This window comes from Sphingomonas sp. ACRSK (genome assembly GCF_022346685.1).
GTDB lineage: Bacteria > Pseudomonadota > Alphaproteobacteria > Sphingomonadales > Sphingomonadaceae > Sphingomonas > Sphingomonas molluscorum.
This window is the reverse complement of the sequence record NZ_JAKRNR010000027.1, coordinates 1-22,424: the sequence shown is the minus strand read 5'-3', so window position 1 is coordinate 22,424 and position 22,424 is coordinate 1. Positions and strand designations below refer to the sequence as shown.

The window sequence follows — 22,424 nt, the reverse complement described above, 5'->3', positions numbered from 1 at the left end:
CTCCGATCGGTCGCGCCTGTCCTGCAAGCCCCGGGGTTTTTCCCGGAACGGAGATTTCATGGCCGACCTGAAGCGCATGAGCCTGATCCTGCTGACGAGCTGCGCCGCGGTGGCGCTGGCCGGCTGCGACGGTTCCTCGAGTGTGGCATCGCCTGGCGAAGGCACCGTAGTGATCCCGGGAACGCCGACCCCGACGCCGACCCCTCAGCCCACGCCGACCCCGACGCCCGGCACGCCGGCCGCGGACTGCCCGACCGGCACCAGCAACGTCGGCGTCATCGGCAACTATCGCAGCTGCCGCCTGCCGTCGCAGATCACCTCGGCGCTGTCGCTGCCGAAGGTCGCAGGCGTCGCCTATGAGATGAACGGCCGCGTCGACGTGGGCGTCGACATCGGCGGTGCAGGCAATGCACCGGGCGGCGTCAGCGCGACGCTGACCATCGCGCCGGGCGCGATCGTCTATGCAAAGGCCGACGGCGACAACGACTTCCTGGTCGTCAACCGCGGCTCGCGGCTGGTTGCCGAGGGTACCGAGACCCAGCCGATCATCTTCACCGCGCAGCAGAACCTGACCGGCGAAGTGACCGACGAGACGCAGGGCCTGTGGGGCGGCATCATTCTCGCCGGCCGCGCACCGATCTCCAACTGCAACGCCACCGTCTCGCCGGGTACGGCGCAGTGCGAGAACGTCGTCGAAGGCACCAGCACCGCGCTGTACGGCGGCGCGACGGCTACCGACAACAGCGGCACCATCCGCTACGTCCAGATCCGCTATTCGGGCACCATCATCAGCCCCAACAACGAGCTGCAGGGCCTGACGCTGGGCGGCACCGGTTCGGGCACCGCCATCGACCACGTCCAGGTCCACAACAGCTCGGACGACGGCATCGAGATCTTCGGCGGCCGCACCAACCTGCGCTACCTGGTGATGACCGGCGCCGATGACGACGGCCTGGATACGGACGTGGGTTGGCAGGGCTTCGTCCAGTTCCTGCTCGCGATCCAGAAGCCGAACAACACGCAGAGCGACACCTACGCGACGGAGATCGACTCCAACGGCAACGAGGACGTGCTGCCGCGTCAGCGCTACAACCTCGCCAACTTCACCTTCGTGCATACGTCGAGCGGCGTGAACGCGGCGATCCGTATCCGCGGTGGTGCCGACGCACGCTTCGTCAACGGCATCGTCGTCAGCCCGGTCGCCTGCCTGAACATCGTCGCGGGCGCCGATGCCAGCGGCAAGACCACGATCCGCCCGGCCAACCCGGCGCTCGAGGATCAGGGTCCGCCGATGTTCGACTCGGTGCTGTTCGGCTGTGCGAATCCTTATGCGGAGACCACCGTCAACAACATCACCGTCACCAGCGCCGAACAGCGCGCGGTGTTCACGGCCGGCACGAACAACCTGGAGAATGGTTCGGGCCTGCTGTCCAACACCTACTTCCCGGCCGGTGCCGCGCTTTCGGCGACTCCGTTCGACGCCTCCACCCTCAATCCGACGGGCACCAGCTTCCTGGTGAAGACCAGCTACGTCGGCGCGGTGAACGGTGCGAACGACACCTGGTACCGCGGTTGGACCTGCAGCTCGAACCGGGCGGCATTCGCGACCAGCGCCAGCTGCACCGCGCTTCCCAACTAAGACCGATGGGCGGGGGACGTTCGCGTCCTCCGCCCCACATTTCCTGACCAGACCGCCGGGGCAGCAGCCATGAAGAAGACCGTGTTCCTGACCACTCTGCTCGCCTCGACAGCCTGGGCGCTGCCGGTCCAGGCGCAGACCACCACCACGCCTGCGACCCCGCCGGCCGGAACCACCGTCTCCCCGGACGCGGGTGCGCCCGCCGAACCGGAGGTCGACGTGTCGACGCCGGGCGCGGACATGGGCGGCGAGATCGTGGTGGTCGGCCGCAACATTCCCGACGCCGTTCGCGCGACCCCGCAGGTCGTGAACGTCCTCTCCACCGCCGACATCGCGCGGACCGGGGAAGGCGACATTGCCGGCGCGCTGCAGCGGGTGACCGGCCTTTCGGTCGTGGGCAACGGCTTCGTCTATGTCCGTGGTCTGGGTGACCGCTATTCGTCGTCGCTGCTCAACGGATCTCCGCTGCCCAGCCCCGAGCCGCTGCGCCGCGTGGTGCCGCTCGACATCTTCCCCACCAACGTCATCGCCTCTGCGCTGGTGCAGAAGAGCTATTCCGTCAACTATCCCGGCGAGTTCGGCGGCGGGGTGGTGAACCTGACCACCCGCGCCGTCCCCGAGGAGACCTTCCTTCAGATCGGCGGCTCGCTCAGCGCCGACACGGTCACGACCAGCGAACTCGGCTATGTCTATGATGGCGGCCGCTACGACTGGACCGGCTTCGACAGCGGCGAGCGCGACGTGCCGGGCTTCGTCAACGGTGCAGGTGCGGACGGCACCTCGCTGACGCCGGCGCAACTCACCCAGATGTCGAACGCGCCGACGACGCTGCTTCAGGAGAATGCGCAGCTTCCGGCGAATTACTCGGCCGAGATGAGCTTCGGCACGGCCAAGGACGTCGGCGCGACGCGCATCGGCGTGATCGCGGCGGCGGGCTTCAGCAACACCTGGCGCACCCGCGACGCGGTCCAGCAGGTTACCGACAGCCCCGACGCGATCCTGCTGCGCGACTTCCACACCGTGCTGACCGACAATCGCGCAATCCTGAACGGGTTGCTGGGGCTGGGCGCCGAGTTCGGCGAGAACCGCATCCGCTTCACCAACCTCTATGTCCACGACACGCTGAAGCAGGGACGGCTGTCGCGCGGCTCGACCGCGAACATCGGGACGCTGCCCAACGGCATCGATCCCTTCATCACCCAGAACACCAACTGGTTCGAGCGGCAGCTGATCGACAGCCAGGTCGTCGGCGAGTTCAAGCTGGGCGACGTCTCGCTCGACCTGCGCGGTGCCTATGCCAACACGCAGCGCAACGCGCCGTACGAGCGCGCCTTCACCTACCAGTACAACGAGGGGCTGGAGCGCTACACCAACAACCTGTCCGGGCTCCAGTCCGCGAGCGTCGCCTTCAGCGAACTCGACGAGGACCTGTGGTCGGGCCAGGCGAACGTCAGCTGGAAGGTCCCCGCGGCGCGGGAGATCATTCTGTCGGCGGGCTATGCGTACAACGACACCGACCGGGACTCGACGCGCTACACCTTCCAATATTCGGCCGCCAACAACGGCGCGCTCGATCCGGTGATCTCGCAGCTCCGGCCGGACTATCTGCTGTCCGACTATACGGTGCTCACCAACGGCATCTATCTGCGCAACACCTCCACGGGGCAGGGCGCAGCCGCCTATAGCGCAAGCCTGCGCGTCCATGCCGGCTATGCACAGGCCGAAGCGGAAGTCCTGGACGGCCTACGCGGTACGCTGGGCGTCCGCTACGAGGATGCGGTGGAAGAGGTGCTGCCGTCAGGCGGCGCTGCCGGCACGCGGCTTGCCAACGATTACTGGCTGCCGGCCGCGACGATCACCTGGAACTTCGCCGAGGACATGCAGCTGCGGCTTCATGCCTCCAAGACGCTCGCGCGGCCGCAGTTCCGCGAACTCGCGCCGCAGCTCTACCAGGATTTCGAGAGCGATCGCCTGTTCTTCGGCAACGTATTCCTGAAGGACTCGCAGCTTTACAACGGCGAAGCCCGCTTCGAATGGTATTTTGCGCGCGACCAGCGGCTCTCGCTCGCCGGCTTCTACAAGAAGATCGACGATCCGATCGAGGCCGTGGCGTTCTTCCCCGCAGGCACGGACACGCTCCAGACGGGCTTTGCCAACGCTCCGTCCGCACGGCTGTTCGGCGGCGAGGTCGAGTTCCAGAAGTACGTGCCGCTCGCCAGCCTCGGCGGGGATTTCTTCGCGACCCGCCGGCTCGTGCTGATCGCCAACTACACCTACACCGACTCCAAGATCAAAGCCGACGACAGCCTGATCGCGAGCCCGCTCCAGTCGGGTACCGAGCCGGTGCTCCGCCCGGCCAACGTGCTGTTCCAGGACGGTGCGCCGCTGGTGGGCCAGTCGGACCATCTGGTGAACCTGCAGTTCGGCATCGAGGATACCGAGCGGCTGTCCCAGCTGACGGTGCTGTTCAACTACGCGAGCGATCGCGTCACCAACCGCGGTCCCGTGGGCGGCGGCGGCGGTGTGCGCCTTCCCGACCTGGTCGAGCGTCCCGGTATCCGCCTGGACGTGGTGGGCCGGCAGGGCATCGAGGTTGCCGGCAAGGCGATCGAGGTGAAGGCGGAGGTCCGCAACCTGACCGGCACCCGCTATCGCGAGTCGCAGAGCTTCGCCGACGGCCAGCGAGTCGACATCAACAGCTATCGCCTCGGTCGCATCTTTTCGCTGGGTGCGAGCATCACCTTCTGATCGGCGGGGCCGGAAGTAGCGCTAACGACCTCCGGAAGTTAGCGGCAAGAACCGGCCCAGTCGCTGTCATCGAATCTCCACCGACCGCGTGCATGGAAGAGGGACTCGCGGGCACTTCTGGAGTATATAACGCAGGTGAGTGTCGCGTGAGCTGAGGAGGGACATACTCGCGCGGTGGGTGCGGTTCGCCAGCACCGCCAATGGAGAGTACGATGCAGAGGGAAGACGACCTTCAGTATTACTACAAGCGCGCGGAGACCGAGCTGGAGCGGGCGCAGAGCGCGGTGGATCCGGCCGCGGTGAAGGCGCACTATCTGCTCGCGGGCTATTATCTCGACCGGGTGTACAACCGCGAGCTTCCCGCAGGCCATGGCCGCTAAGCAGGGCCCGAGCCCGGAAGAGCTGGAGCGCCAGGCGCTCGGCGCCCCGTCGCTGGCGGAGGCTCAGGCGATCGCCCAGCACGCGGACCAGCTCCGGCGGCGCAGCGGCACGGGGTCGCTGCTGCCGCGCGGCCTGCTGTCGCCGATTTTCCGGAACTGACGATGGCGGGTTCCGATTGGGACCGGCTCACCAGCCCCAGGGGCGCTCCCGAAACCATTTGGTGAGCACATATTTGGTGCCCGCGCGCACCTTCATGCCGTGGTGGATGGTCGACGGATTGCACGTTCCGTCCGGCCGCTTGTTGTTCCAGGCGAGCAGCTTGCCGGTCTCGGGCTGGACGATCTTGTCGATCGCCTTGAACCGGGTCGCGCCGCCTGCCTCCGGCTCGTTGAGGTAGAGCATGACCGTCCAGGTACGGTTTCCCGCCACCCCGCAGTATCGCTGGAAGTCGACGCCGCTCGGCTCGAAATAGTCGGTGTGGGCCTTGAACTCCTGGCCCACGGCATAGCGCTGGCCCTGCAGCGGCTCGCCATGCGCAGGATCGATGCCGCAGAAGCGATGGATCCGCCCCTCCACCTCGGCAACCTCGGGATCGAACCGATCGAGGTCGCAGGTCTCGCTGGTCCGGAAGGCGGCATCGCCGTTGGAGTCGGAGATGGTGGAGGGCCGACGCTGAGCGTCGATCCGCGCAATCATCGCGGCGCAGAGTTCCTGGGGCAGGAAGTCGCGGACCATGAACAGCGTGAGCTTGGGGCTGGGGACCCGCTGGACGCCCGGATGCGAGAGAATGTGCGCGATGATCGGTTCCGCCGGAAAGCCGGAGCCGAGCGAAGGGGAGGCCAGCGTCTGCATGAGGGTGTCTCCTGCCAAAGTCGGGGCTGCGTTTCCAGCCGCAGCCGACCACGGGGCAGGGACATTCTTTGCACGTGATGTGCGACACGCGCTTGACGAAGTTCGCCGACCCCGTCTAAGCGGCCGGCTTCGCGGCGACCGTAGTTCAATTGGTTAGAGCGCCGGCTTGTGATGCCGGAAGTTGCGGGTTCAAGTCCCGTCGGTCGCCCCACTCCTTTCCCTGACACGCGGATATACAGCCAGTGCAGACCGACTGGGGCTTCCCCGATTTCGACGATCACGAAGGCGTGCATCTCTTCTCGGATCGGGAAACCGGCCTGCAGGCGGTGGTCGCGGTTCACTCCACGAAGCTGGGTCCGGCCGCCGGCGGCGTGCGCTTCTGGCACTATGCCGACAGCGCTGCGGCGATCACGGACGCGCTGCGCCTGTCGCGCGGCATGAGCTACAAGAACGCAATGGCCGGCCTGCCGCTGGGCGGCGGCAAGGGCGTGGTGCTGGCCGATTCGGCACGCACCAAGACCCCGGAAATGCTCCAGGCGTTCGGCCGCGCGGTCGAGTCGCTGGGCGGCCGCTACATCACGGCCGAGGACGTCGGCATCTCCGAAGCCGACATGACCGCCATCGCCAAGGCGACCCGCTACGTGTCCGGCCTTCCGGCAGAGGGCGAGAACGTCGGCGGCGATCCGGGTCCGTACACGGCCAAGGGCGTGTACCTAGGCGTTCGTGCCGCAGCCCAGCGTGCGCTGGGTGCCAGCGACATGAAGGGCGTTCGCGTTGCGGTCCAGGGCCTGGGAAGCGTCGGTGGCCGGCTGGCCGAGATGCTCGCCGCCGACGGCGCCGTGCTGACGGTTGCGGATGTGGATGCAGCCCGTGCGCAGCGTTTCGCCGAAGCCCATGGCGCCACCGTGGCGGCGCCCGACGCAGTGCTGACCAGCGAGGTCGACATCGTCAGCCCGAACGCGCTGGGCGCGATCCTGGACGCAGCGACGATCGACGCGCTCCGCTGCAAGGCGGTGGCCGGCGGCGCCAACAACCAGCTGGCAACCCATGCGGACGGCGCGCGCCTGCACGGCCGCGGCATCCTCTATGCGCCCGATTATGTCATCAACGCGGGCGGCATCATCAACGTCGCGCTGGAGTATCTGGGGCAGGGCGACCGCGCCGAGGTCGACGCGCGCATCGGCCAGATTCCGGAGCGACTGGTCGAGGTCTGGGACGAAGCGGAGCGCACCGGCGCCTCGCATGCCGAAGTCGCGGACCGCTTGGCGCAGCGCCGAATCGGGCGCTGAGGCCGGCCCGCCGGTCTTCCGGCGAACTTGGAGAGATCGCTGGCCCGGGCCGCGGCCTTTGCCGAGGTTCCGCCCGGATGCTGAGCTTCGTCAGTACGACGGCAATTGGCGGGCCTGCGGTTCCCGCCGCACCAGTTTGACCCGGCGCAATGTTGTGGAAAGCGCGATCGCCGAATAAGCGCAGGCTCGGGGTGACGCCCCGGGCAATTTCGCTTAACCCTTGTGGCTGATCGTGCCGACCCTCCACGCCTTTGCCAATCCGACGCGCTTCCTGTCGATCGCCCGTCCGCTGACGCCGGTGCTGCTGGCGCTGGGCGTGGCGTTGCTGCTGTTCGGTAGCTGGGCGGGGCTCACGCAGACGCCGCCCGACTATCTGCAGGGCGAGACGGTTCGCATCCTCTACATCCATGTGCCCACCGCCTGGCTGGGGATGGGAGGATGGAGCGGCATCGCAATCTCCAGCATCACGTATCTGGTCTGGCGGCATCCGCTGGCGGCGATCGCCGCGCGCGCGGTGGCACTGCCGGGTGCGGTGTTCGCCGGGCTGTGCCTCGCTACCGGTTCGATCTGGGGACGGCCGACCTGGGGCACCTGGTGGCAGTGGGATGGGCGGCTGACGTCGATGCTGCTGCTGTTCTTCGTCTATCTCGCCTATCTGGCGCTCTCGCGCGCCGATGCGGAGCGCGACGGGGACGGACGCATCCCCGCCCTGTTCGGGATCGCCGGCACCGCGCTGCTGCCGATCATCCGCTACTCGGTGATCTGGTGGCGCACCCTGCACCAAGGACCGAGCATCACGCTCACCAAGTCGACCGTGGACAACAGCATCCTGTGGCCGCTGAGTTTCACGCTCGCCGGCTTCTCGCTGCTGTTCGTCGCGATCGTGCTGATGCGGATGCGAGCCGATCTCGCGCGCATCAAGGTGGAGGCGCGGCTGCGCCGGATGGCCGCCGCATGAACCCCTGGCCCTTCGTGATCGGCGCCTATGCGCTGACCCTTGGCGGCACCGCGGCGATGGCCGCCGCTGCCTGGATCGCCATGCGACGCGCCGAAGCCCAGGCCGAGCGCCAGAGGAAAAAGTGAAGCCCAAGCATCAACGCCTGACCCTGGTGGGGCTTGCCGTCGCCGCCGTCCTCGGCGCGAGCGGGCTCGCGCTCTCCGCCCTTCAGGGGGAAGCCGCCTTCTTCTACGCGCCTTCGGACGTCGCCAAGGCCGCGCCGCCCGTCGATCGCGCCGTGCGGCTGGGCGGCATGGTCGCCCCGGGATCCATCCAGCGCCAGCCGGACGGGGTGACGATCGCCTTCACCGTCACCGATGGCGCCGCGCAGGTGCCGGTGCGGTTCAGCGGCATCGCGCCCGATCTGTTCAAGGAGAACTCCGGCGTGGTGGCCGAAGGGCGCTTCCTTGCCGACGGCAGCTTCGTCGCCGACAACCTGCTGGCCAAGCACGACGAGCGCTACATGCCGCCCGAAGTCGCGGGCAAGATGCACAAGAGCGAGACGCTGGAGCCATGATCGCCGAAGCCGGGCTCGCGGCGCTGTGGCTGGCCGCCGCGCTGGCGCTGTTGCAGCTGGTGGCGGCCGCGCTTGGGCTGCGCATGACCCGCACGGGAACGGCGGGAGCGGGGGGCGCCGAGCTGATCGGTGCCGTCCGCCCGGTCGCGGTAGTGCAGGGGCTGCTGACCGCCTTTGCCTTTGGGGCGCTGGTGCTGGCCTTCGTTCGCACCGACCTGTCGGTGCTGCTGGTCGCGCAGAACAGCCACTCGGCCAAGCCGATGCTCTACAAGGTAGCGGCGGCGTGGGGAAACCATGAGGGCTCGATGCTCTTGTGGGTGACGGTGCTCGGCCTTGCCGGGGCGGCGATCGCGCTGCTGGAGAAACGGCTCGACCCGCGCACGCTGGTGGCGACGCTGGGCGGGCAGGCGGCGATTGCGCTTGGGTTCTTCGCCTTCCTGCTGATCGCCTCCAACCCCTTCGCGCGGCTCGATCCGGCGCCGGCGGAGGGCATGGGGCTCAACCCGCTGCTGCAGGACCCGGGATTGGCGTTCCACCCGCCGACGCTCTACTTCGGCTATGTCGGGCTGTCGGTCGCCTTCTCCTTCGCCATCGGCGCGCTCGTCACCCGCGATGTGGGCCCGCAGTTTGCGCGCGCGATGCGCCCCTGGGTGCTCGGTGCCTGGATCTTCCTGACGCTCGGCATCACCGCCGGCAGCTACTGGGCCTATTATGAGCTCGGCTGGGGCGGCTGGTGGTTTTGGGATCCGGTGGAGAACGCTTCGCTGATGCCGTGGCTCGCCGCCACCGCGCTGCTCCATTCGGTGACCGTGCTCGCCACCCGCGACGGGCTGCGTGCCTGGACGGTGATGCTGGCGGTGGTCGCCTTCTCCATGTCGATGGTGGGTACCTTCCTGGTTCGCTCCGGCATCCTCACCAGCGTCCATGCCTTTGCGGTCGATCCGAGCCGCGGCAGCTTCATCCTGGCGTTGCTGGTGCTCTACATCGGCGGCGCGCTCACGCTGTTCGGCCTGCGCATCGGCACGGTGCGGCAGGGCGCGACCTTCGAGCCGATCAGCCGCGAGGCGGGGCTAGTGCTCAACAACCTGCTGCTGTCGGTGATCCTGGGCATCGTGCTGATCGGCACGCTCTACCCGCTGGTCGCGCAGGCGATGGACGTGCAGCTTTCGGTCGGGCCGCCCTTCTTCAACAAGACAGTCGGGCCGATCGCGCTGCTGCTGGTAGTGGCGCTCGCCGCCGGGCCGCTGCTGCGCTGGCGCCGCGACGACGCGCGGGCGCTCGGCCGGCGGATGCGGGTGCCGGCGGTGGTGACCGGGGTGGTGCTGGTGGCGGTGCTGCTGCTCGCGCCGGGGACCGGCGTGCTCTCGCTGCTCGGGCTGGCGCTGTCCGCCGGTCTTGCGGTTGCGAGTGTGGCGCCGCTGTGGGGCCGCAACCTGCGCCGGACGCCGCTGTTCACCTGGGGCATGGTGATCGCGCACCTGGGGGTCGCCGTTAGCCTTGCCGGCATGGCGAGCGAGAGCGCCTTCACCCGAGAGGTGCTGGTGGCCGCCGGCGTGGGGGAGACCCAGCAGGTCGGTCCCTATCGCGTGACGCTGGAAGGCGTGCGTCCGGTGATCGGCCCCAACTGGACCGCGATCGAGGGGCGAATGCGCGTCGAGCGCGGCAGCCAGCGCTTCTGGATCGCGCCGCAGCAGCGCTATTTCGCGGCGCCTCCGACCGAGACGAGCGAGGCGGCGATCACCAGCGCGCTCGACGGCCAGCTCTACGTCGTGCTCGGCCAGGCGAGCGAAGGCGGCCGCCGCCAGCTGCGCCTGTGGTGGAAGCCGCTGGTGACGCTGATCTGGCTGGGCGGCGCGCTGATCGCGATCGGCGGCCTGCTGTCGCTGGTCGGACGGCTCTGGCGCGAGCGGCGGCCCAGCCGGCGCCCGAGGGATGCGGAGGTGCTGGCATGAAGCGGTGGCTGCTCTGGGTGCCCTTGGCCGCATTCGGGGTGTTGGTGATCGTGGTCGCACTCAACCTGCGCCCCACCGACACGACCGTGCGCTCGCGGCTGGTGGGCAAGCCCTTGCCCGCATTCACCCTCGTCGCGTCCGTGCCGGGCAAGCCCGGGCTTTCGGATGCCGCCTTCCGCGACGGCAAGCCGAAGCTGCTCAACGTGTTTGCCAGTTGGTGCGTGCCGTGCCTGGCGGAGGCGCCCAAGCTGCTGCGGTTGAAGGAAGCGGGGGCCGATATCCGCGCGGTGGCGATCCGCGACCGATCGACCGACGTACAGCGTTTCCTCGCGGAGAACGGTGACCCCTATGCGGCGATCGGCGACGATCCCACCAGCCAGGTGCAACTCGCGCTCGGCTCGTCCGGCGTGCCGGAGACGTTCGTGATCGACGGCAAGGGGATCATCCGCGCGCAGCACATCGGCGACATTCGCGACAGCGACGTTCCCGAGCTGCTCCGCGCGCTGGAGGCGGCGCGATGAGCCGGGCGACGCTTGCCGCGCTGGCGCTGCTGGTGGCATCCCCCGCGTTCGGCCAGTCGGACCTTCCGCCGGCGCCGCTTGCCTATACCCAGCTGCCGGACCCCGCCAAGGAGGCCGAGGCAAAGGCGCTGATGAATACGCTGCGCTGCCTGGTCTGCCAGGGGCAGTCGATCGCCGACAGCGATGCCGAGATGGCTGGCGACATGCGCGCGCTCGTCCGAGAGCGGATCGCGCAGGGTGAGAAGCCCGAAGCGGTGCGCGCCTGGCTGGTCGAACGCTATGGCAGCTATGTAAGCTACGATCCGCCACTGGATGCCGCGACGCTGCCGCTGTGGATCGCACCGCTGGTGCTGCTGGTGGCGGGCATCCTGCTCGCGCGGCGCAGCATCCGCCGGCGCAGGAGGGCGTGATGGGCTGGGTGATGCTGGGCCTGCTGGCGATCGCGTCGGGGCTGCTGCTGTGGCGGCTGCGGGTAGCGCCCGCGCTGTGGTCGCTGGTCGGCGCCGCGATGATGCTGGGCGCGATCGGCTATTCGGTACAGGGCCGGCCGGGCCTCCCCGGTGTTTCGGCCGAAGGGCAGCGCGAACGCCGCACGATCGACCCGGGCCTGAAGGAGTTGCGGCAGGCGATGTTCGGCCGCTTCAACTTCGAGGAAAGCTACTTCATCGCCTCGGACGCGCTGCTGTCGTCGGGCGCGGTGGCACCGGCCGCGCAGGTTATGCTGGGAGCCGTGCAAAAGGCGCCCCAGAGTGCGGCCTTGTGGACCTGGCTGGGCATGATGCTGGTGGAAAAGGACGGCGGCACGCTGTCGCCCGCCGCCAAGCTCGCGTTCGAGCAGGGGATGCGGCTGGCGCCCGAGCATCCCGGGCCCGCCTTCTTCTATGGCCTGGCGCAGGCGCGGACCAACGACTTCGCCCGCACCCGCGAGTTGTGGATACGCGCGCTGGCGCTGACGCCTGAAGACGTGTCGTATCGCCAGGACATCGCCGTCCGACTGGTGCTGGTCGACCGCCTGCTTGAGTTGCAGGCGCGCGAGCGTGCCGCCGGCATCGCGCCGCCGCAGCCGCAATAAGTCTCAGGCGACCAGATAGTCGGTGGACGCCCGCAGCCGCTCGACGTCGCGGCTGGGGGGAAGGCCCATGGTGCGGGCATATTCCCTGCTGAACTGGGACGGACTGCCATAGCCCACCTGGAAACCGGCGGTGGCGGCATCGAGCCCCCGTGCGATCATCAGCCGTCGCGCCTCCTGGACGCGAAGCTGGGTGCGGTAGCGGAGCGGGCTGAGGCCCGTGACGGTGCGGAAATGCTGGTGAAGGGCAGAGGGGCTCATGCCCGCCACCTCGGCCAGCGTGTCGATCGACACCGGTTCGGCATAATGGTGGCGCAGCCACTGAAGGGCGCGGTTGAGCTTATCGCTCTGCGGGCCGCCCGCCATCTGCCGCAGCAGTTGCCCCGCGGGGCCGCGCAACAGGCGCCAGAGCAGCTCGCGCTGGATGAGCGGGGCGAGCGCGTCCCGGTCCTCGGGGGCATCAAGCAACGCCAGCAGCCGGCAGGCGGCGTCGATCATCTCGGCGGTGGTTTCGCCCAGGATGAGGCCCGGGATCGGACGGTCCCCTTGCGGATCCGCGATCGGGTGCTCGGCCACCATCTCGGCGACCCGCGCAGCATCGAGGTGCAGGACGAGGCATAGATAGGGCGCGTCCGCGCTCGCCTGCGTCACCGCGCCGACCACCGGTAGGTCGACCCCGGCAAGCAGGAAGCTGCCGGGATCATAGTAGAACCGGCTCCGCCCCAGCTGCGCTTCCTTGGCACCTTGCGCGACCATGCACAGCGACGGCGCATAGACGGTCGGCGTCGGCGTGGTCACCGCGGCGGATCGTATAAGCGTGACCGAGGGAAGCGCGGTTTCCTGGAAGCCGTCTTCCGGAGCGTGGCGCGCGATCAACGCGGCAAGATCGGTGATGCGGTGCATGGCTGCCTTGCTTCCACGCGGAAGCTGCCTGCGCAAGCCGCCGGACGTCCGGATGCAGGATCGTGCAAGCATCCCGGAGTTCGCGTCTACCGCCCGCCGCGCCCGGGCGTGCAAGAAGGGTGCGGGCCAGCGACGATTGCTGGCGGATGGAGGAAGCACCATGTCCGACCTGAACGAGAAGACCATCCTGATCACCGGCGCCAGCAGCGGCATCGGCGAGGCGACCGCCCGCCTGCTGGCCGGTGCCGGCGCCCGCCTGATGCTGGGGGCTCGCCGGACCGATCGGCTGGAGCGGCTTGCCGCGGAGATCGAAACGGCCGGTGGCACCGTCGCGTGGCAGCGGCTCGACGTGACCGACGCCGCCAGCTTCGCCGGCTTCGTGGACGCGGCGGCCGAGCGCTATGGCCGCGTCGACGTGCTGGTGAACAATGCGGGCATCATGCCGCTGTCGCCGCTCGCGGCGCTCAAGACCGACGAGTGGAACCGGATGATCGACGTCAACGTACGCGGCGTCCTGAACGGCGTTGCTGCCGCACTGGCGGGCTTCGTCGAGCAGGGCTCGGGCCAGTTCGTCAACGTCGCCTCGCTCGCCGCGCATTATGTGGTGCCGACCGGCGCCGTCTATTGTGCGACCAAGTTCGCGGTGTGGGCGATCACCGACGGCATCCGCCGCGAGCATGACAACATCCGCGCCACGATCATCTCGCCAGGCGCGGTCGAATCCGAACTCGCGGACGCCATCACCCACCCGGAGACGGCAAAGGCGATGGAAGCCTTCCGTGCATCAATCCTGAAGGCGGACGCGATCGCCCGTGCGATCCTGTTCGCCGTCAGCCAGCCGGATGATGTCGATGTCAGCGAAATCGTCGTGCGGCCGACCGCCAGCGACGCCATCTAGGTCCGTCCCGCTGCCGCTCGCCCTTGGAAAAGGGCGAGCGGCACGTCTCAGGTGGCTGCGGCCGTGATCGCAAGCCCGGCGCGTCGTCGGTGGGCGGCGATGCAGGTGAGCACGCTGGCGACCACCAGCACGAACGCGGCCGCTTCGAGCGGCGTCGGCAGACGCCGTTCCCAGACAAAGGCGTAGAGCAGGCCGAACAAGGTCTCGAACAGGATCATCTGGCCGACGAGCGTGAGCGGCAGCAGCCGGCTCATCCGGTTCCACAGCAGATTGCCGCCGATGGACGCAAGAAGCGCGACCGCGATCGAGACGCCGGCATATTCGAGCCAGGCCTCGGGCGTGTGGTTCAGCGGCTCGAACAGCAGCGTGACCGGGATCAGGACCATTGCCTGGAGTCCCGTGACGACGCCGGTCAGCAGGTTCCAGTCCTGGGCGGAGACGTGCCCGAACCGGCTGAGCGACCGGGTGTTGCCGATGGCATAGGCGGTCCAGGACGCCAGCGCCCCGACGGCGAACAGGAGCCCCGTGACCGCGCCTGCAGCCGGTGCCGCGATCGCCTGCCAGCCGATGCAGACGGCGCCTGCCACGCACAGCAGGAGGGAAAGCGCGAGCTTTCGCAGCGGCACCGCGCCGGAATCGCGGCTGCCGATGATCGTCACCGGGACGGGGAGGAAGCCGAGCACGAGGGACGTCATGGCGATGCCGCCCGTCTGCACCGCGGTCGACAGCAGCACGTAATAAAGCGTGTTGCCCGCCAGCGAGAGCCAGACAAGCGACAGCCAGCCACGCGCCGGCACCGCCGCGACCAGGCTACGCCAGCGGGAACCGATCAGCGCGGCCGAGATGAGGCCGAAGGCGAGATACCGCCCGATCGCGAGCTGCAGCGGGGTGAACGCCCGCACGAGATCGGGAGCAAGAAACACCAAGCCCCAGAGCGCCCCGGCTCCCATGCCACAGGCGACACCCAGAAAGGTCCTGTTGGTGCCGGGCGTACCGGCCGCGGTGCTGATCATCGTCCTCCTCGTCGCGAATACCGCGCGGAATAGCACCGCCTGCCTGAGGTTTTTGCGCTTGTGCCTGGCGTTGGATGCAACAAAAACTCGCGCATGGCCCAAGCGAATGCCCTTCGCCGACGCGTCCTCGACGCGTTCGACCGTGCGATCCTCCGCATCCTCCAGCGGGACAACCGCACTCCACAGCGTACCATCGGGGAGGCGGTGAACCTCTCGGCAGCGGCGGTGCAGCGGCGGGTGGCAGCGATGGAGAAGGCGGGGATCATCGAGCGCAACGTCGCGATCGTCGATACGCGCGCGGTGCAGATGGGGATCACCGCGATCGTCGAAGTCCAGCTTGCGGACGAGCGCTCCCGTACCGTCGACGCCGCCAAGGCGCTGTTCCGCGATGCGCCGGAGGTGCAGCAATGCTATTACGTGACCGGCGGCATCAGCTTCGTTCTGGTGATCGTCGCGGCCGACATGGTCGCCTATGATGCGATCAGCCGGCGGCTGTTCTCCGAGAACGACGCGATCGCCAGCTTTCGCAGCCTGATTGCACTGGACCGGGTGAAGTTCGGGACGGAGATCATGATCCCGGACGCCGCCATGGTGCCCGCGCCGGGGCGCTGCTAGCGAGAGCGGTCAGAGACGAAAAGGGGAGGGGAGACGATGCGGATCGGCCGGCGCGGACTATTGGCTGTGGGCATGGCGGGAACGGCGGCATCCGCCTTGCCAGCGTTTGCCCAGGCGGGGAACGGCCCGCGCGAACCGGTGCTCGCGCCAACGCCGCCGATGGGCTGGAACAGCTGGAACAGCTTCGCCACCACCATCACCGAGGCGCAGGCACGGGAGACGGCCCGCATCATGGCCGACAAGCTGCTGCCGTTCGGCTATGACGTCTTTACCGTCGACATCCAGTGGTACGAACCCAATGCCGCCAGCTACACCTATAATGCGAAGCCGGTCCCGGCGATGGACGGCAACGGCCGGTTGCTGCCGGCGCCGAACCGCTTCCCCTCCAGCACCAACGGGCGCGGGTTCGCGCCCCTCGCGGCGGAGGTGCATGCGCTGGGCCTCAAGTTCGGCGTCCACCTGATGCGCGGCATCCCGCGCCTGGCCGTCGAGCGCAACCTTCCGGTGCTGGGCACCCAAGTCCGTGCCGCCGACATTGCGGACACCAGCAGCACCTGCCCCTGGAACCCGGACATGTACGGCGTCGACATGACGAGACCGGGCGCACAGGCCTATTACGACAGCGTCTTCCGCCTGTTCGCGTCCTGGGGCGTCGATTTCGTCAAGATGGACGACATGAGCCGTCCCTATGATGCCCATGCGCCGGAGATCGAGGCGGCGCACAAGGCGATCGCCGCGAGCGGTCGGCCGATGATCCTGAGCCTGTCGCCCGGTGAAACGCCGGTCACCCGCGGCGAGCACGTGCGTCGCTTTGCGCAGATGTGGCGGATCAGCGACGACTTTTGGGACGAATGGCCGCTGCTGGAGGCGCAGTTCACCCGGCTGGAGAACTGGAACCCGTGGCGGCGACCCGGCGGCTGGCCGGACGCCGACATGCTGCCCCTCGGCCGGCTGGCGCTGGGCGAGCGGGATACCAAGTTCACGCCCGACGAGCAGCGCACGCTGATGACGCTCTGGTCGATCGCGCGCTCGCCGCTCATCATGGGCGGCGACCTCAGGCACCTGGGCGATCCGACGCTGGCATTGTTGACCAACCGCGAGGTGCTGGCGGTGAACCAGGCGAGCACGGACAATCGGCCGCACTTCCTGGCGGACGGCGTGCGGGTCTGGTCCGCGCGCCCTGCGGACGGCGGCGGCCGCTATGTCGCGCTGTTCAACACCGGCAAGGAGGCGCGGGAGATCACCCTCCCGCTCCGCGAGCTCGGGTTGAGCGGCAGCCAGCCGGTGCGCGACCTGTGGGAAGGCAAGGCGCTGGCACCCGCGAAGGAGCGGCTTATCCGCCGTATCCCCTCGCACGGTGCCGGGCTCTACCGGGTCGGCTGAGTCCGCTCGGTCGAACTCTGCGCGCGCACCGCCGCGACGCTCTGGCATTGTAGCCGGACCGAACGCGCTCCACCGTCAAAGCGGTCGTTGACTTCCGGGGGGTCGCGGTCCCGCCAGCGCCACCGGCGCAAATGACCGGTCTCAACCCGGCCAGGAAAAACGCCGCCACCCGAAGGTGGCGGCGCTGTGCCTAGTTCGCTCCGCGGCCGGTCTTTTCTTGCAGCGCATCGATGCGCTTGGAGGCCTCCGCCTTGGAAAGGCGTTGGTCGAGTTCCTCGCCGGCCTCTTCGCTCAGCGTCTTGAGGTAGGATGCCTGGGCGCCGGTCATCGGCTCGTCGCCGGTGGTCCAGTCGTCCGGGTCCTTTTCGGCGTTGGAAAAGGGCTCGCTCTTAGGGTTCTGATCATTCGCCACGGGGTATCTCCTTCCCCGGGACAAACGTCTTTGTTCTCACTCCGTTCCGGACCAGGCTTCCATCGTGAACGTCAGGGCCTCCGCCACAGCGGCATGCCGGATCTTGGCGCGGGACACGTTCAGGCCTGCTGCCAGGTGCCGGTCGGCACGCATGGCGCCTTCCGCGCCGAACTTGGCGAGGCGCATCACGAACGGCAGGGTCGCGTTGTTGAGCGCGAACGCGGAGGTTCGGGCGACCGCGCCCGGCATGTTGGCGACGCAATAATGGATCACGTCCTCCTCGACGAACACCGGGTCGTCGTGGGTGGTCGCGCGGGAGGTTTCGAAACACCCGCCCTGGTCGATTGCGATGTCGACCAGCACGCTTCCGCGCTTCATCGTGCGGAGCATCTCCCGAGTGACGAGCTTCGGGGCTGCGGCACCCGGCACCAGCACGGCGCCAATCACCAGATGCGCCTGCGCCACCGCCGCCGCGATCGCGGCGCGAGAGGCATAGGCGGTCTTGATCTGGCTGCCGAAGTGGAGGTCGAGCTCGGCCAGCCGCTCGTTGCTGATGTCGTAGATGGTGACGTCCGCGCGCAGCCCCACGGCCATCTGCGCGGCGTTGATGCCGGCGACGCCGCCGCCCAGGATCGCGACTCGCGCCGGCGCGACGCCGGGGACGCCCCCCAGAAGAACGCCGCGGCCGCCCTGTTCCTTTTCCAGATAGTGGGCGCCGACCTGCACGGACATGCGGCCCGCGACCTCCGACATGGGCTTCAGCAAGGGCAGCGAACCGCTGTTCGACGTCACCGTCTCATAGGCGATGCACGTCGCTCCGGACCGCATCAGCCCTTCTGCCTGGGGCTTGTCCGCGGCGAGGTGGAGGTAGGTGAACAGCGTGTGCCGCGGCTCCAGCAGCGCGATTTCGGAAGGCTGCGGCTCCTTCACCTTCACGATCATGTCGCTCTCGGCGAAGACGGTGGCGGCATCCGCCACGATCCGGGCACCCGCCTCGACATAGTCCGAGTCGGTAAAGTCGATTCCGGCCCCGGCGGAAGTCTCGACGACGACTTCGTGCCCGGCCGCGACCAGTTCCGCCACCGAGGACGGCGTCAGACCGACGCGATACTCGTGGTTCTTGATTTCCTTGGGAACACCGACGCGCATAAACCTCTCCGATACGGTAGATGATCCGCTATAGAACGGGTCGTCGGGCTTGTCCCGTTGCTAGCGCATGCTGCGCGTGCTAACGGCCGGCGCTTTCACGGCGAAACGAGTAGCGTTCAGGCGATGGTCATGTTTCACGCGATCCAGCAGATGCCGCGCCTGTGAATTCCCCGGTCTCTGCCCCGACGGGGGCTGCCCTGCTGCCATCAGATCGCGTCGAGGATGGGCACGCCCATTCGCGTGAGCAGGCGACGTGGAAGCTCATGCTGGGCGCCGTCGGCATCGTGTTCGGCGACATCGGCACCAGCCCGCTCTACGCGTTCCGCGAAACCTTCGACGGGCACCACAAGCTGGCGCTCGACCCGCTGCACATCATGGGCGTCATCAGCCTGATGTTCTGGTCGATGATGATCGTGGTGACGCTGAAATATGTGTCGATCATCATGCGCGCCGACAACAAGGGGGAGGGCGGCAGCCTCGCACTCCTCGCGCTCGTTTCCGGCCGCACGCAGGGCAAGCGCTGGACCAGCGGCATCGTGCTGCTGGGCGTGTTCGCGACCGCGCTTTTCTATGGCGACAGCATGATCACCCCCGCGGTTTCGGTGCTGTCGGCGGTGGAGGGCGTCGCCATCGCCGCGCCGGCCTTCGGCGGCCTCGTGCTGCCGATCGCGGTGCTGATCCTCGTCGGGTTGTTCTCGATCCAGCGCGGCGGCACGTCGCGTGTCGGCGCCTTCTTCGGGCCGATCATGGTCTGCTACTTCACCGTCATCGCGGCACTGGGCGTCGTCAGCATCGTGCAGACGCCGACCATCCTGCATGCGTTCCTGCCGACCTATGCGGTCAATTTCTTTGTCCATGATCCGCTCGCGGCCTTTCTGGCGCTGGGCTCGGTCGTACTGGCGGTGACCGGCGCAGAGGCGCTGTACGCCGACATGGGCCATTTCGGCCGCAAGCCCATTGCCTTCTCGTGGCTGTGGATCGTGCTGCCCGCGCTCATGGCGAACTATATGGGGCAGGGCGCGTTGCTGATGCGCGAGGGCGCCGCCGCCCTGCAGAGCCCGTTCTACATGCTGGCGCCCGACGACTTCCAGCTGCCGATGGTGTTCCTGGCGACGGCCGCAGCGATCATCGCCAGCCAGGCGGTGATCTCCGGAGCCTTCTCGGTCACGCAGCAGGCGATCCAGCTCGGCTTCATCCCGCGGCTGCGCATCGATCACACCAGCGCCGCTACCGCGGGGCAGATCTACATCCCGCTCATCAACTGGGCGTTGATGGTGATGGTGATCCTGCTGGTGCTCACCTTCCAGACCTCGTCCAACCTGACGGCGGCCTATGGCATCGCCGTGACCGGGGCGATGTTGATCGACACCTGCCTGCTGGCGGTGCTGCTGTTCGCGCTGTGGCGCTGGCCGGTCTACTACGCGCTGCCGCTGCTGGCCGTCTTCTTCCTGGTCGACGGCGCCTATTTCGCGGCCAACCTCACCAAGGTGCCTGACGGCGGCTGGTTCCCGCTGATGATCGGCATCATCGTCTTCGTGCTGCTCACCACCTGGGCGAAGGGGCGCAAGCTGATGATCGAGCGGCTGCGGGAGGCAGCGATGCCGATCAAGGTATTCATCCAGTCGGCCGCGAGCTCCGCGAGCCGGGTGCCGGGGACGGCGGTGTTCATGACGTCCACGCCCGATGGCGTGCCCCATGCGCTGCTCCACAACCTCAAGCACAACAAGGTTCTGCACGAGCGCGTGGTGCTGCTGACGGTGAAGATCACTGACGAGCCCTTCGTCGCCGAGGAGAACCGGGTGAAGGTTGACGACCTGGGGCAGGGCTTCCACCGCCTGATCCTGCGCTACGGCTTCATGCAGGATGCGGACGTGCCCGCCGCGCTTCGGCAGGTGAAGGTCGCGGGCGGAGATTTCCGGATGATGGAGACCAGCTTCTTCCTCGCCCGCCAGACGCTGTTGCCCTCGTCGCGGCCCGGCATGATGATCTGGCGCGAAAAGCTGTTCGCCTGGATGCTGCGCAACGCGGAAAGCGCGATGGAATTCTTCCGCCTGCCCACCAATCGCGTGGTGGAGCTCGGCAGCCAGGTCGAGATTTGATCGAGCCCGCGCCCCCAGCCTCCGCTCCGGGCGCGCCGATCATCGTCTCGGCCTTGTTCGGGGCGGCGGATCATGCCGCGCTGGACGCACTCCGCCGCCGCCACTTCCCGCCGGAGCGCAACCAGCTGGCCGCGCATCTGACGCTGTTCCACCATCTGCCGCCGCATGTGGCGCCCGAGCTGCGGCAGCGCCTCTCTGCGGAGACCCGCGACGTCGGCGCGCCGCGGGCCAGGATCGCGGGGCTGCGCAACCTGGGGCGCGGCGTCGCGCTGCGGATCGAATCGCCGGAGCTGGAGGAAATCCGCGCCCGCCTCGCAGACGCGTTCGCGATGCTGCTGACGCCGCAGGATCGGGCCGGCTGGGCGCCCCACGTCACCATCCAGAACAAGGTCGAGCCGGCAGAAGCGCGCGCGCTGCTGAACGCGTTGCAGGCCGATTTCCGGCCGCGTCCGCTCGCGATCGCCGGGCTGGCGAGCTGGTGGTACCGCGGCGGGCCCTGGGAGCCGATTTCCCGTCACAAGTTCGCTTGACCGACGCGAAACGCCTTCGTATAGGCGCGCCCTCGCCACGGCGAGTGCCCATGGGGCGGAGTAGCTCAGTTGGTTAGAGCAGCGGAATCATAATCCGCGTGTCGGGGGTTCAAGTCCCTCCTCCGCTACCATTTTGGCAGCCCCCTACGGGTTGTCCCCCTTCCATGGTGAAATGATCCAGCCAAGTGGCCACCTCGGCGCACATGTGCCCTTCCTTGTCGCGCGATAGGGTGACGGACGCCACGACTTCCCGGACAAGCTGATGCAGGTCGCCTCTGTCGTGCAGGTCATGCAGGAGCAGTTCACGTTTGGCCTTGGCGGAATGTAGATAATCTCGCGACTGAAAGAGGCTCTTGGCGAACCGGGCAACGGCAGTCGGATGGATCACGATGTTGGAGGCTGGCGGCTCCCGGTCCAGATCGGCCTTGAGCCGGTTGCGTTCCAAGCCCAATTCCTTGCTGGCGGCGTCTAAGGCCTGCTCATCGCCCAGTCCCTTAATCATCATGGAGGTGATGCGGTCCAGTTCCCTGGCGATAGCCTTCAGGCGGGTTTCGGCCTTAGCGCGACGGGTAATGTCCTGCGCGGCTTCCTTGTGTCGCCCCTCCAGCCATGCCCGTGCATAACGGTTCACCTGTTCCTCGGTTGCCAGTTCATCGGCTAGCGTGTCGATAACAAGGGCCTCCACGTCGCCAAGGTAGAAGGTCTGAGGGTTCGGACAGGCACCGGAATTGGTGTGAGCCGAACAGCGAAGGCGGGTCCGCCCGCTCTTGTCCACACCAGCAACGGACATGCCGGAACCGCAAGCGGCGCATTTTATAAGGCCGGACAAGAGGCGCTGGGGCCGCCGCTGCCGGACAGGTGCACCCGGATTGGAGCGAGCTTCTAGCTGAGCCTGTACAGCGTCGAACAGGGCGGGAGGCACGATCTCCAGCTCGGGAGCATCGGCGGAAAGCCATTCGCTCTTGGGGTTGGGCCGGGATATGCGCTTCCCGGTGTCGGGGTGTTTGTCCATGCGAACCTTGTTCCAGACAATCATGCCCTTGTAGATCGGGTTACGAAGCATCCCGGTGCCCCGTTCAGCAAAGCCGTAGAGCGCGGAGGGCTGCCACAGCTTGCCTCGTGGGGCGGGGACGCCTTCGGCGTTCAAACCCCGGCAGATCGCCTTCGGGGATCTGCCATCATGATATTCTTGATAGATGCGAAGAACGATTTCCGCCTGCTCTGGCACGATTATGGGAGCGCCCCGGTTGGTGGGGTCTGGAGTATAACCATAGGCGCGGCCCCTGACGTGACCCCCGTTTCTTCATCCACCTGGAACTAGAGACCGGCCCTTGAATGACGGTCCCCCGGTTTCTCATCCGGGCGTGATGCGAGCTTCCGGCTTGCATCCGCCGGGGTTAACCCCGGCGGATGCAGCATATTCAGCTGGCGTCAGCCAGCCAAGAGCCGTGTGAGGA

General features: G+C 67.8%; 23 protein-coding genes and 2 tRNA genes. 19 read left to right on the top strand and 6 right to left on the bottom strand.

Annotation, left to right across the window (positions count from 1 at the left end):
- Nucleotides 1–58: 58 nt before the first annotated feature.
- The 4 genes from MHZ35_RS14055 (at nt 59) to MHZ35_RS14040 (ending at nt 4,927) form a co-directional block, all read left to right on the top strand.
- Nucleotides 59–1,639 (top strand): hypothetical protein, encoded by a 1,581-nt coding sequence (locus MHZ35_RS14055; protein WP_239436220.1) that lies wholly within the window; start codon nt 59–61, stop codon nt 1,637–1,639.
- A gap of 69 nt (nt 1,640–1,708) precedes the next feature.
- Nucleotides 1,709–4,387 carry a TonB-dependent receptor domain-containing protein gene (locus MHZ35_RS14050; RefSeq protein WP_125961081.1) on the top strand — a complete coding sequence of 893 codons (2,679 nt, stop codon included), beginning with the start codon at nt 1,709–1,711 and terminating at the stop codon, nt 4,385–4,387.
- A gap of 212 nt (nt 4,388–4,599) precedes the next feature.
- On the top strand, nt 4,600–4,767 hold the full coding sequence (locus tag MHZ35_RS14045; RefSeq protein WP_164521292.1) for a hypothetical protein: 168 nt from the start codon (nt 4,600–4,602) through the stop codon (nt 4,765–4,767).
- A complete protein-coding gene (locus MHZ35_RS14040) occupies nt 4,757–4,927 on the top strand; it encodes a hypothetical protein (RefSeq protein ID WP_165889953.1) in 171 nt (56 codons plus the stop codon). Before MHZ35_RS14045 ends, MHZ35_RS14040 begins: the two co-directional genes overlap by 11 nt.
- A gap of 27 nt (nt 4,928–4,954) precedes the next feature.
- Here the strand turns inward: MHZ35_RS14040 and MHZ35_RS14035 are convergent, their stop codons facing one another.
- Complete coding sequence (locus tag MHZ35_RS14035; protein ID WP_239436219.1) at nt 4,955–5,620, bottom strand: prolyl hydroxylase family protein; 666 nt, start codon at nt 5,618–5,620, stop codon at nt 4,955–4,957.
- 134 nt (nt 5,621–5,754) lie between these two features.
- Between MHZ35_RS14035 and MHZ35_RS14030 the strand changes: the two genes are divergently transcribed.
- The 9 genes from MHZ35_RS14030 (at nt 5,755) to MHZ35_RS13995 (ending at nt 11,968) form a co-directional block, all read left to right on the top strand.
- Nucleotides 5,755–5,831, top strand: a tRNA-His gene (locus tag MHZ35_RS14030).
- Between the two features lie 31 nt (nt 5,832–5,862).
- Nucleotides 5,863–6,909 (top strand): Glu/Leu/Phe/Val family dehydrogenase, encoded by a 1,047-nt coding sequence (locus tag MHZ35_RS14025; RefSeq protein ID WP_239436218.1) that lies wholly within the window; start codon nt 5,863–5,865, stop codon nt 6,907–6,909.
- Nucleotides 6,910–7,141: 232 nt separating this feature from the next.
- A complete protein-coding gene (gene ccmC, locus MHZ35_RS14020) occupies nt 7,142–7,867 on the top strand; it encodes a heme ABC transporter permease CcmC (protein WP_239436217.1) in 726 nt (241 codons plus the stop codon).
- Nucleotides 7,864–7,992, top strand: coding sequence for a hypothetical protein (locus MHZ35_RS18110; protein WP_267495222.1), 129 nt, complete (start codon nt 7,864–7,866; stop codon nt 7,990–7,992). The genes ccmC and MHZ35_RS18110 overlap by 4 nt, the downstream gene beginning before the upstream one ends.
- Entirely contained in the window at nt 7,989–8,423 is a 435-nt protein-coding gene (ccmE, locus tag MHZ35_RS14015; RefSeq protein ID WP_125961077.1) for a cytochrome c maturation protein CcmE, read from the top strand. The genes MHZ35_RS18110 and ccmE overlap by 4 nt, the downstream gene beginning before the upstream one ends.
- Nucleotides 8,420–10,375, top strand: coding sequence for a heme lyase CcmF/NrfE family subunit (locus tag MHZ35_RS14010; RefSeq protein ID WP_239436216.1), 1,956 nt, complete (start codon nt 8,420–8,422; stop codon nt 10,373–10,375). The genes ccmE and MHZ35_RS14010 overlap by 4 nt, the downstream gene beginning before the upstream one ends.
- Nucleotides 10,372–10,896, top strand: a complete 525-nt coding sequence (locus tag MHZ35_RS14005) for a redoxin family protein (RefSeq protein WP_239436215.1) — start codon at nt 10,372–10,374, stop codon at nt 10,894–10,896. Before MHZ35_RS14010 ends, MHZ35_RS14005 begins: the two co-directional genes overlap by 4 nt.
- Nucleotides 10,893–11,306: a cytochrome c-type biogenesis protein gene (locus tag MHZ35_RS14000; protein WP_239436214.1), complete on the top strand. Its 414-nt coding sequence runs from the start codon at nt 10,893–10,895 to the stop codon at nt 11,304–11,306. The genes MHZ35_RS14005 and MHZ35_RS14000 overlap by 4 nt, the downstream gene beginning before the upstream one ends.
- Nucleotides 11,306–11,968, top strand: coding sequence for a tetratricopeptide repeat protein (locus tag MHZ35_RS13995; RefSeq protein ID WP_239436213.1), 663 nt, complete (start codon nt 11,306–11,308; stop codon nt 11,966–11,968). Before MHZ35_RS14000 ends, MHZ35_RS13995 begins: the two co-directional genes overlap by 1 nt.
- Nucleotides 11,969–11,971: 3 nt before the next feature.
- Here the strand turns inward: MHZ35_RS13995 and MHZ35_RS13990 are convergent, their stop codons facing one another.
- The gene (locus MHZ35_RS13990; RefSeq protein WP_239436212.1) at nt 11,972–12,868 is read right to left on the bottom strand and encodes an AraC family transcriptional regulator; all 897 of its coding nucleotides are present in this window, start codon (nt 12,866–12,868) and stop codon (nt 11,972–11,974) included.
- A gap of 160 nt (nt 12,869–13,028) precedes the next feature.
- Here MHZ35_RS13990 and MHZ35_RS13985 point away from each other — a divergent pair, with 160 nt between their 5' ends.
- Nucleotides 13,029–13,766, top strand: coding sequence for an SDR family oxidoreductase (locus MHZ35_RS13985; RefSeq protein WP_239436211.1), 738 nt, complete (start codon nt 13,029–13,031; stop codon nt 13,764–13,766).
- Nucleotides 13,767–13,813: 47 nt separating this feature from the next.
- Here the strand turns inward: MHZ35_RS13985 and MHZ35_RS13980 are convergent, their stop codons facing one another.
- Nucleotides 13,814–14,779 carry a DMT family transporter gene (locus MHZ35_RS13980; RefSeq protein WP_239436210.1) on the bottom strand — a complete coding sequence of 322 codons (966 nt, stop codon included), beginning with the start codon at nt 14,777–14,779 and terminating at the stop codon, nt 13,814–13,816.
- A 93-nt stretch (nt 14,780–14,872) separates the two neighbouring features.
- Between MHZ35_RS13980 and MHZ35_RS13975 the strand changes: the two genes are divergently transcribed.
- Together MHZ35_RS13975 and MHZ35_RS13970 are read left to right on the top strand one after the other, a co-directional pair.
- The gene (locus MHZ35_RS13975; RefSeq protein WP_239436209.1) at nt 14,873–15,394 is read left to right on the top strand and encodes an Lrp/AsnC family transcriptional regulator; all 522 of its coding nucleotides are present in this window, start codon (nt 14,873–14,875) and stop codon (nt 15,392–15,394) included.
- 36 nt (nt 15,395–15,430) lie between these two features.
- Complete coding sequence (locus tag MHZ35_RS13970; RefSeq protein ID WP_239436208.1) at nt 15,431–16,777, top strand: glycoside hydrolase family 27 protein; 1,347 nt, start codon at nt 15,431–15,433, stop codon at nt 16,775–16,777.
- Nucleotides 16,778–16,967: 190 nt separating this feature from the next.
- Here MHZ35_RS13970 and MHZ35_RS13965 read toward each other — a convergent pair whose 3' ends face one another.
- Complete coding sequence (locus MHZ35_RS13965; RefSeq protein ID WP_239436207.1) at nt 16,968–17,189, bottom strand: DUF3072 domain-containing protein; 222 nt, start codon at nt 17,187–17,189, stop codon at nt 16,968–16,970.
- Nucleotides 17,190–17,225: 36 nt separating this feature from the next.
- A complete protein-coding gene (ald, locus tag MHZ35_RS13960) occupies nt 17,226–18,338 on the bottom strand; it encodes an alanine dehydrogenase (protein WP_125961066.1) in 1,113 nt (370 codons plus the stop codon).
- Between the two features lie 263 nt (nt 18,339–18,601).
- Here ald and MHZ35_RS13955 point away from each other — a divergent pair, with 263 nt between their 5' ends.
- The 3 genes from MHZ35_RS13955 (at nt 18,602) to MHZ35_RS13945 (ending at nt 21,098) form a co-directional block, all read left to right on the top strand.
- A complete protein-coding gene (locus tag MHZ35_RS13955; RefSeq protein ID WP_239436206.1) occupies nt 18,602–20,437 on the top strand; it encodes a potassium transporter Kup in 1,836 nt (611 codons plus the stop codon).
- The gene (locus MHZ35_RS13950) at nt 20,437–20,967 is read left to right on the top strand and encodes a 2'-5' RNA ligase family protein (RefSeq protein WP_446741056.1); all 531 of its coding nucleotides are present in this window, start codon (nt 20,437–20,439) and stop codon (nt 20,965–20,967) included. Before MHZ35_RS13955 ends, MHZ35_RS13950 begins: the two co-directional genes overlap by 1 nt.
- A 54-nt stretch (nt 20,968–21,021) precedes the next feature.
- Nucleotides 21,022–21,098, top strand: a tRNA-Met gene (locus tag MHZ35_RS13945).
- Here the strand turns inward: MHZ35_RS13945 and MHZ35_RS18160 are convergent.
- On the bottom strand, nt 21,077–22,195 hold the full coding sequence (locus MHZ35_RS18160; RefSeq protein ID WP_239436204.1) for a recombinase family protein: 1,119 nt from the start codon (nt 22,193–22,195) through the stop codon (nt 21,077–21,079). The two genes, MHZ35_RS13945 and MHZ35_RS18160, sit on opposite strands and share 22 nt — an antisense overlap.
- Between the last annotated feature and the right edge of the window lie 229 nt (nt 22,196–22,424).

Excerpts from the sequence above, each read along its gene's own strand:
- MHZ35_RS18110 (WP_267495222.1), top strand. The coding sequence starts at position 7,864 with ATGAACCCCTGGCCCTTCGTGATCGGCGCCTATGCGCTGACCCTTGGC.
- MHZ35_RS13975 (WP_239436209.1), top strand. The coding sequence starts at position 14,873 with ATGGCCCAAGCGAATGCCCTTCGCCGACGCGTCCTCGACGCGTTCGAC.
- MHZ35_RS13955 (WP_239436206.1), top strand. The coding sequence starts at position 18,602 with ATGCTGGGCGCCGTCGGCATCGTGTTCGGCGACATCGGCACCAGCCCG.
- MHZ35_RS13970 (WP_239436208.1), top strand. The coding sequence starts at position 15,431 with ATGCGGATCGGCCGGCGCGGACTATTGGCTGTGGGCATGGCGGGAACG.
- MHZ35_RS14040 (WP_165889953.1), top strand. The coding sequence starts at position 4,757 with ATGGCCGCTAAGCAGGGCCCGAGCCCGGAAGAGCTGGAGCGCCAGGCG.
- MHZ35_RS14045 (WP_164521292.1), top strand. The coding sequence starts at position 4,600 with ATGCAGAGGGAAGACGACCTTCAGTATTACTACAAGCGCGCGGAGACC.
- MHZ35_RS13980 (WP_239436210.1), bottom strand. The coding sequence starts at position 14,779 with ATGATCAGCACCGCGGCCGGTACGCCCGGCACCAACAGGACCTTTCTG.
- MHZ35_RS13985 (WP_239436211.1), top strand. The coding sequence starts at position 13,029 with ATGTCCGACCTGAACGAGAAGACCATCCTGATCACCGGCGCCAGCAGC.
- MHZ35_RS14055 (WP_239436220.1), top strand. The coding sequence starts at position 59 with ATGGCCGACCTGAAGCGCATGAGCCTGATCCTGCTGACGAGCTGCGCC.
- MHZ35_RS14000 (WP_239436214.1), top strand. The coding sequence starts at position 10,893 with ATGAGCCGGGCGACGCTTGCCGCGCTGGCGCTGCTGGTGGCATCCCCC.
- MHZ35_RS14005 (WP_239436215.1), top strand. The coding sequence starts at position 10,372 with ATGAAGCGGTGGCTGCTCTGGGTGCCCTTGGCCGCATTCGGGGTGTTG.
- MHZ35_RS14050 (WP_125961081.1), top strand. The coding sequence starts at position 1,709 with ATGAAGAAGACCGTGTTCCTGACCACTCTGCTCGCCTCGACAGCCTGG.
- ald (WP_125961066.1), bottom strand. The coding sequence starts at position 18,338 with ATGCGCGTCGGTGTTCCCAAGGAAATCAAGAACCACGAGTATCGCGTC.
- MHZ35_RS14010 (WP_239436216.1), top strand. The coding sequence starts at position 8,420 with ATGATCGCCGAAGCCGGGCTCGCGGCGCTGTGGCTGGCCGCCGCGCTG.
- MHZ35_RS14035 (WP_239436219.1), bottom strand. The coding sequence starts at position 5,620 with ATGCAGACGCTGGCCTCCCCTTCGCTCGGCTCCGGCTTTCCGGCGGAA.
- MHZ35_RS13990 (WP_239436212.1), bottom strand. The coding sequence starts at position 12,868 with ATGCACCGCATCACCGATCTTGCCGCGTTGATCGCGCGCCACGCTCCG.
- MHZ35_RS13995 (WP_239436213.1), top strand. The coding sequence starts at position 11,306 with ATGGGCTGGGTGATGCTGGGCCTGCTGGCGATCGCGTCGGGGCTGCTG.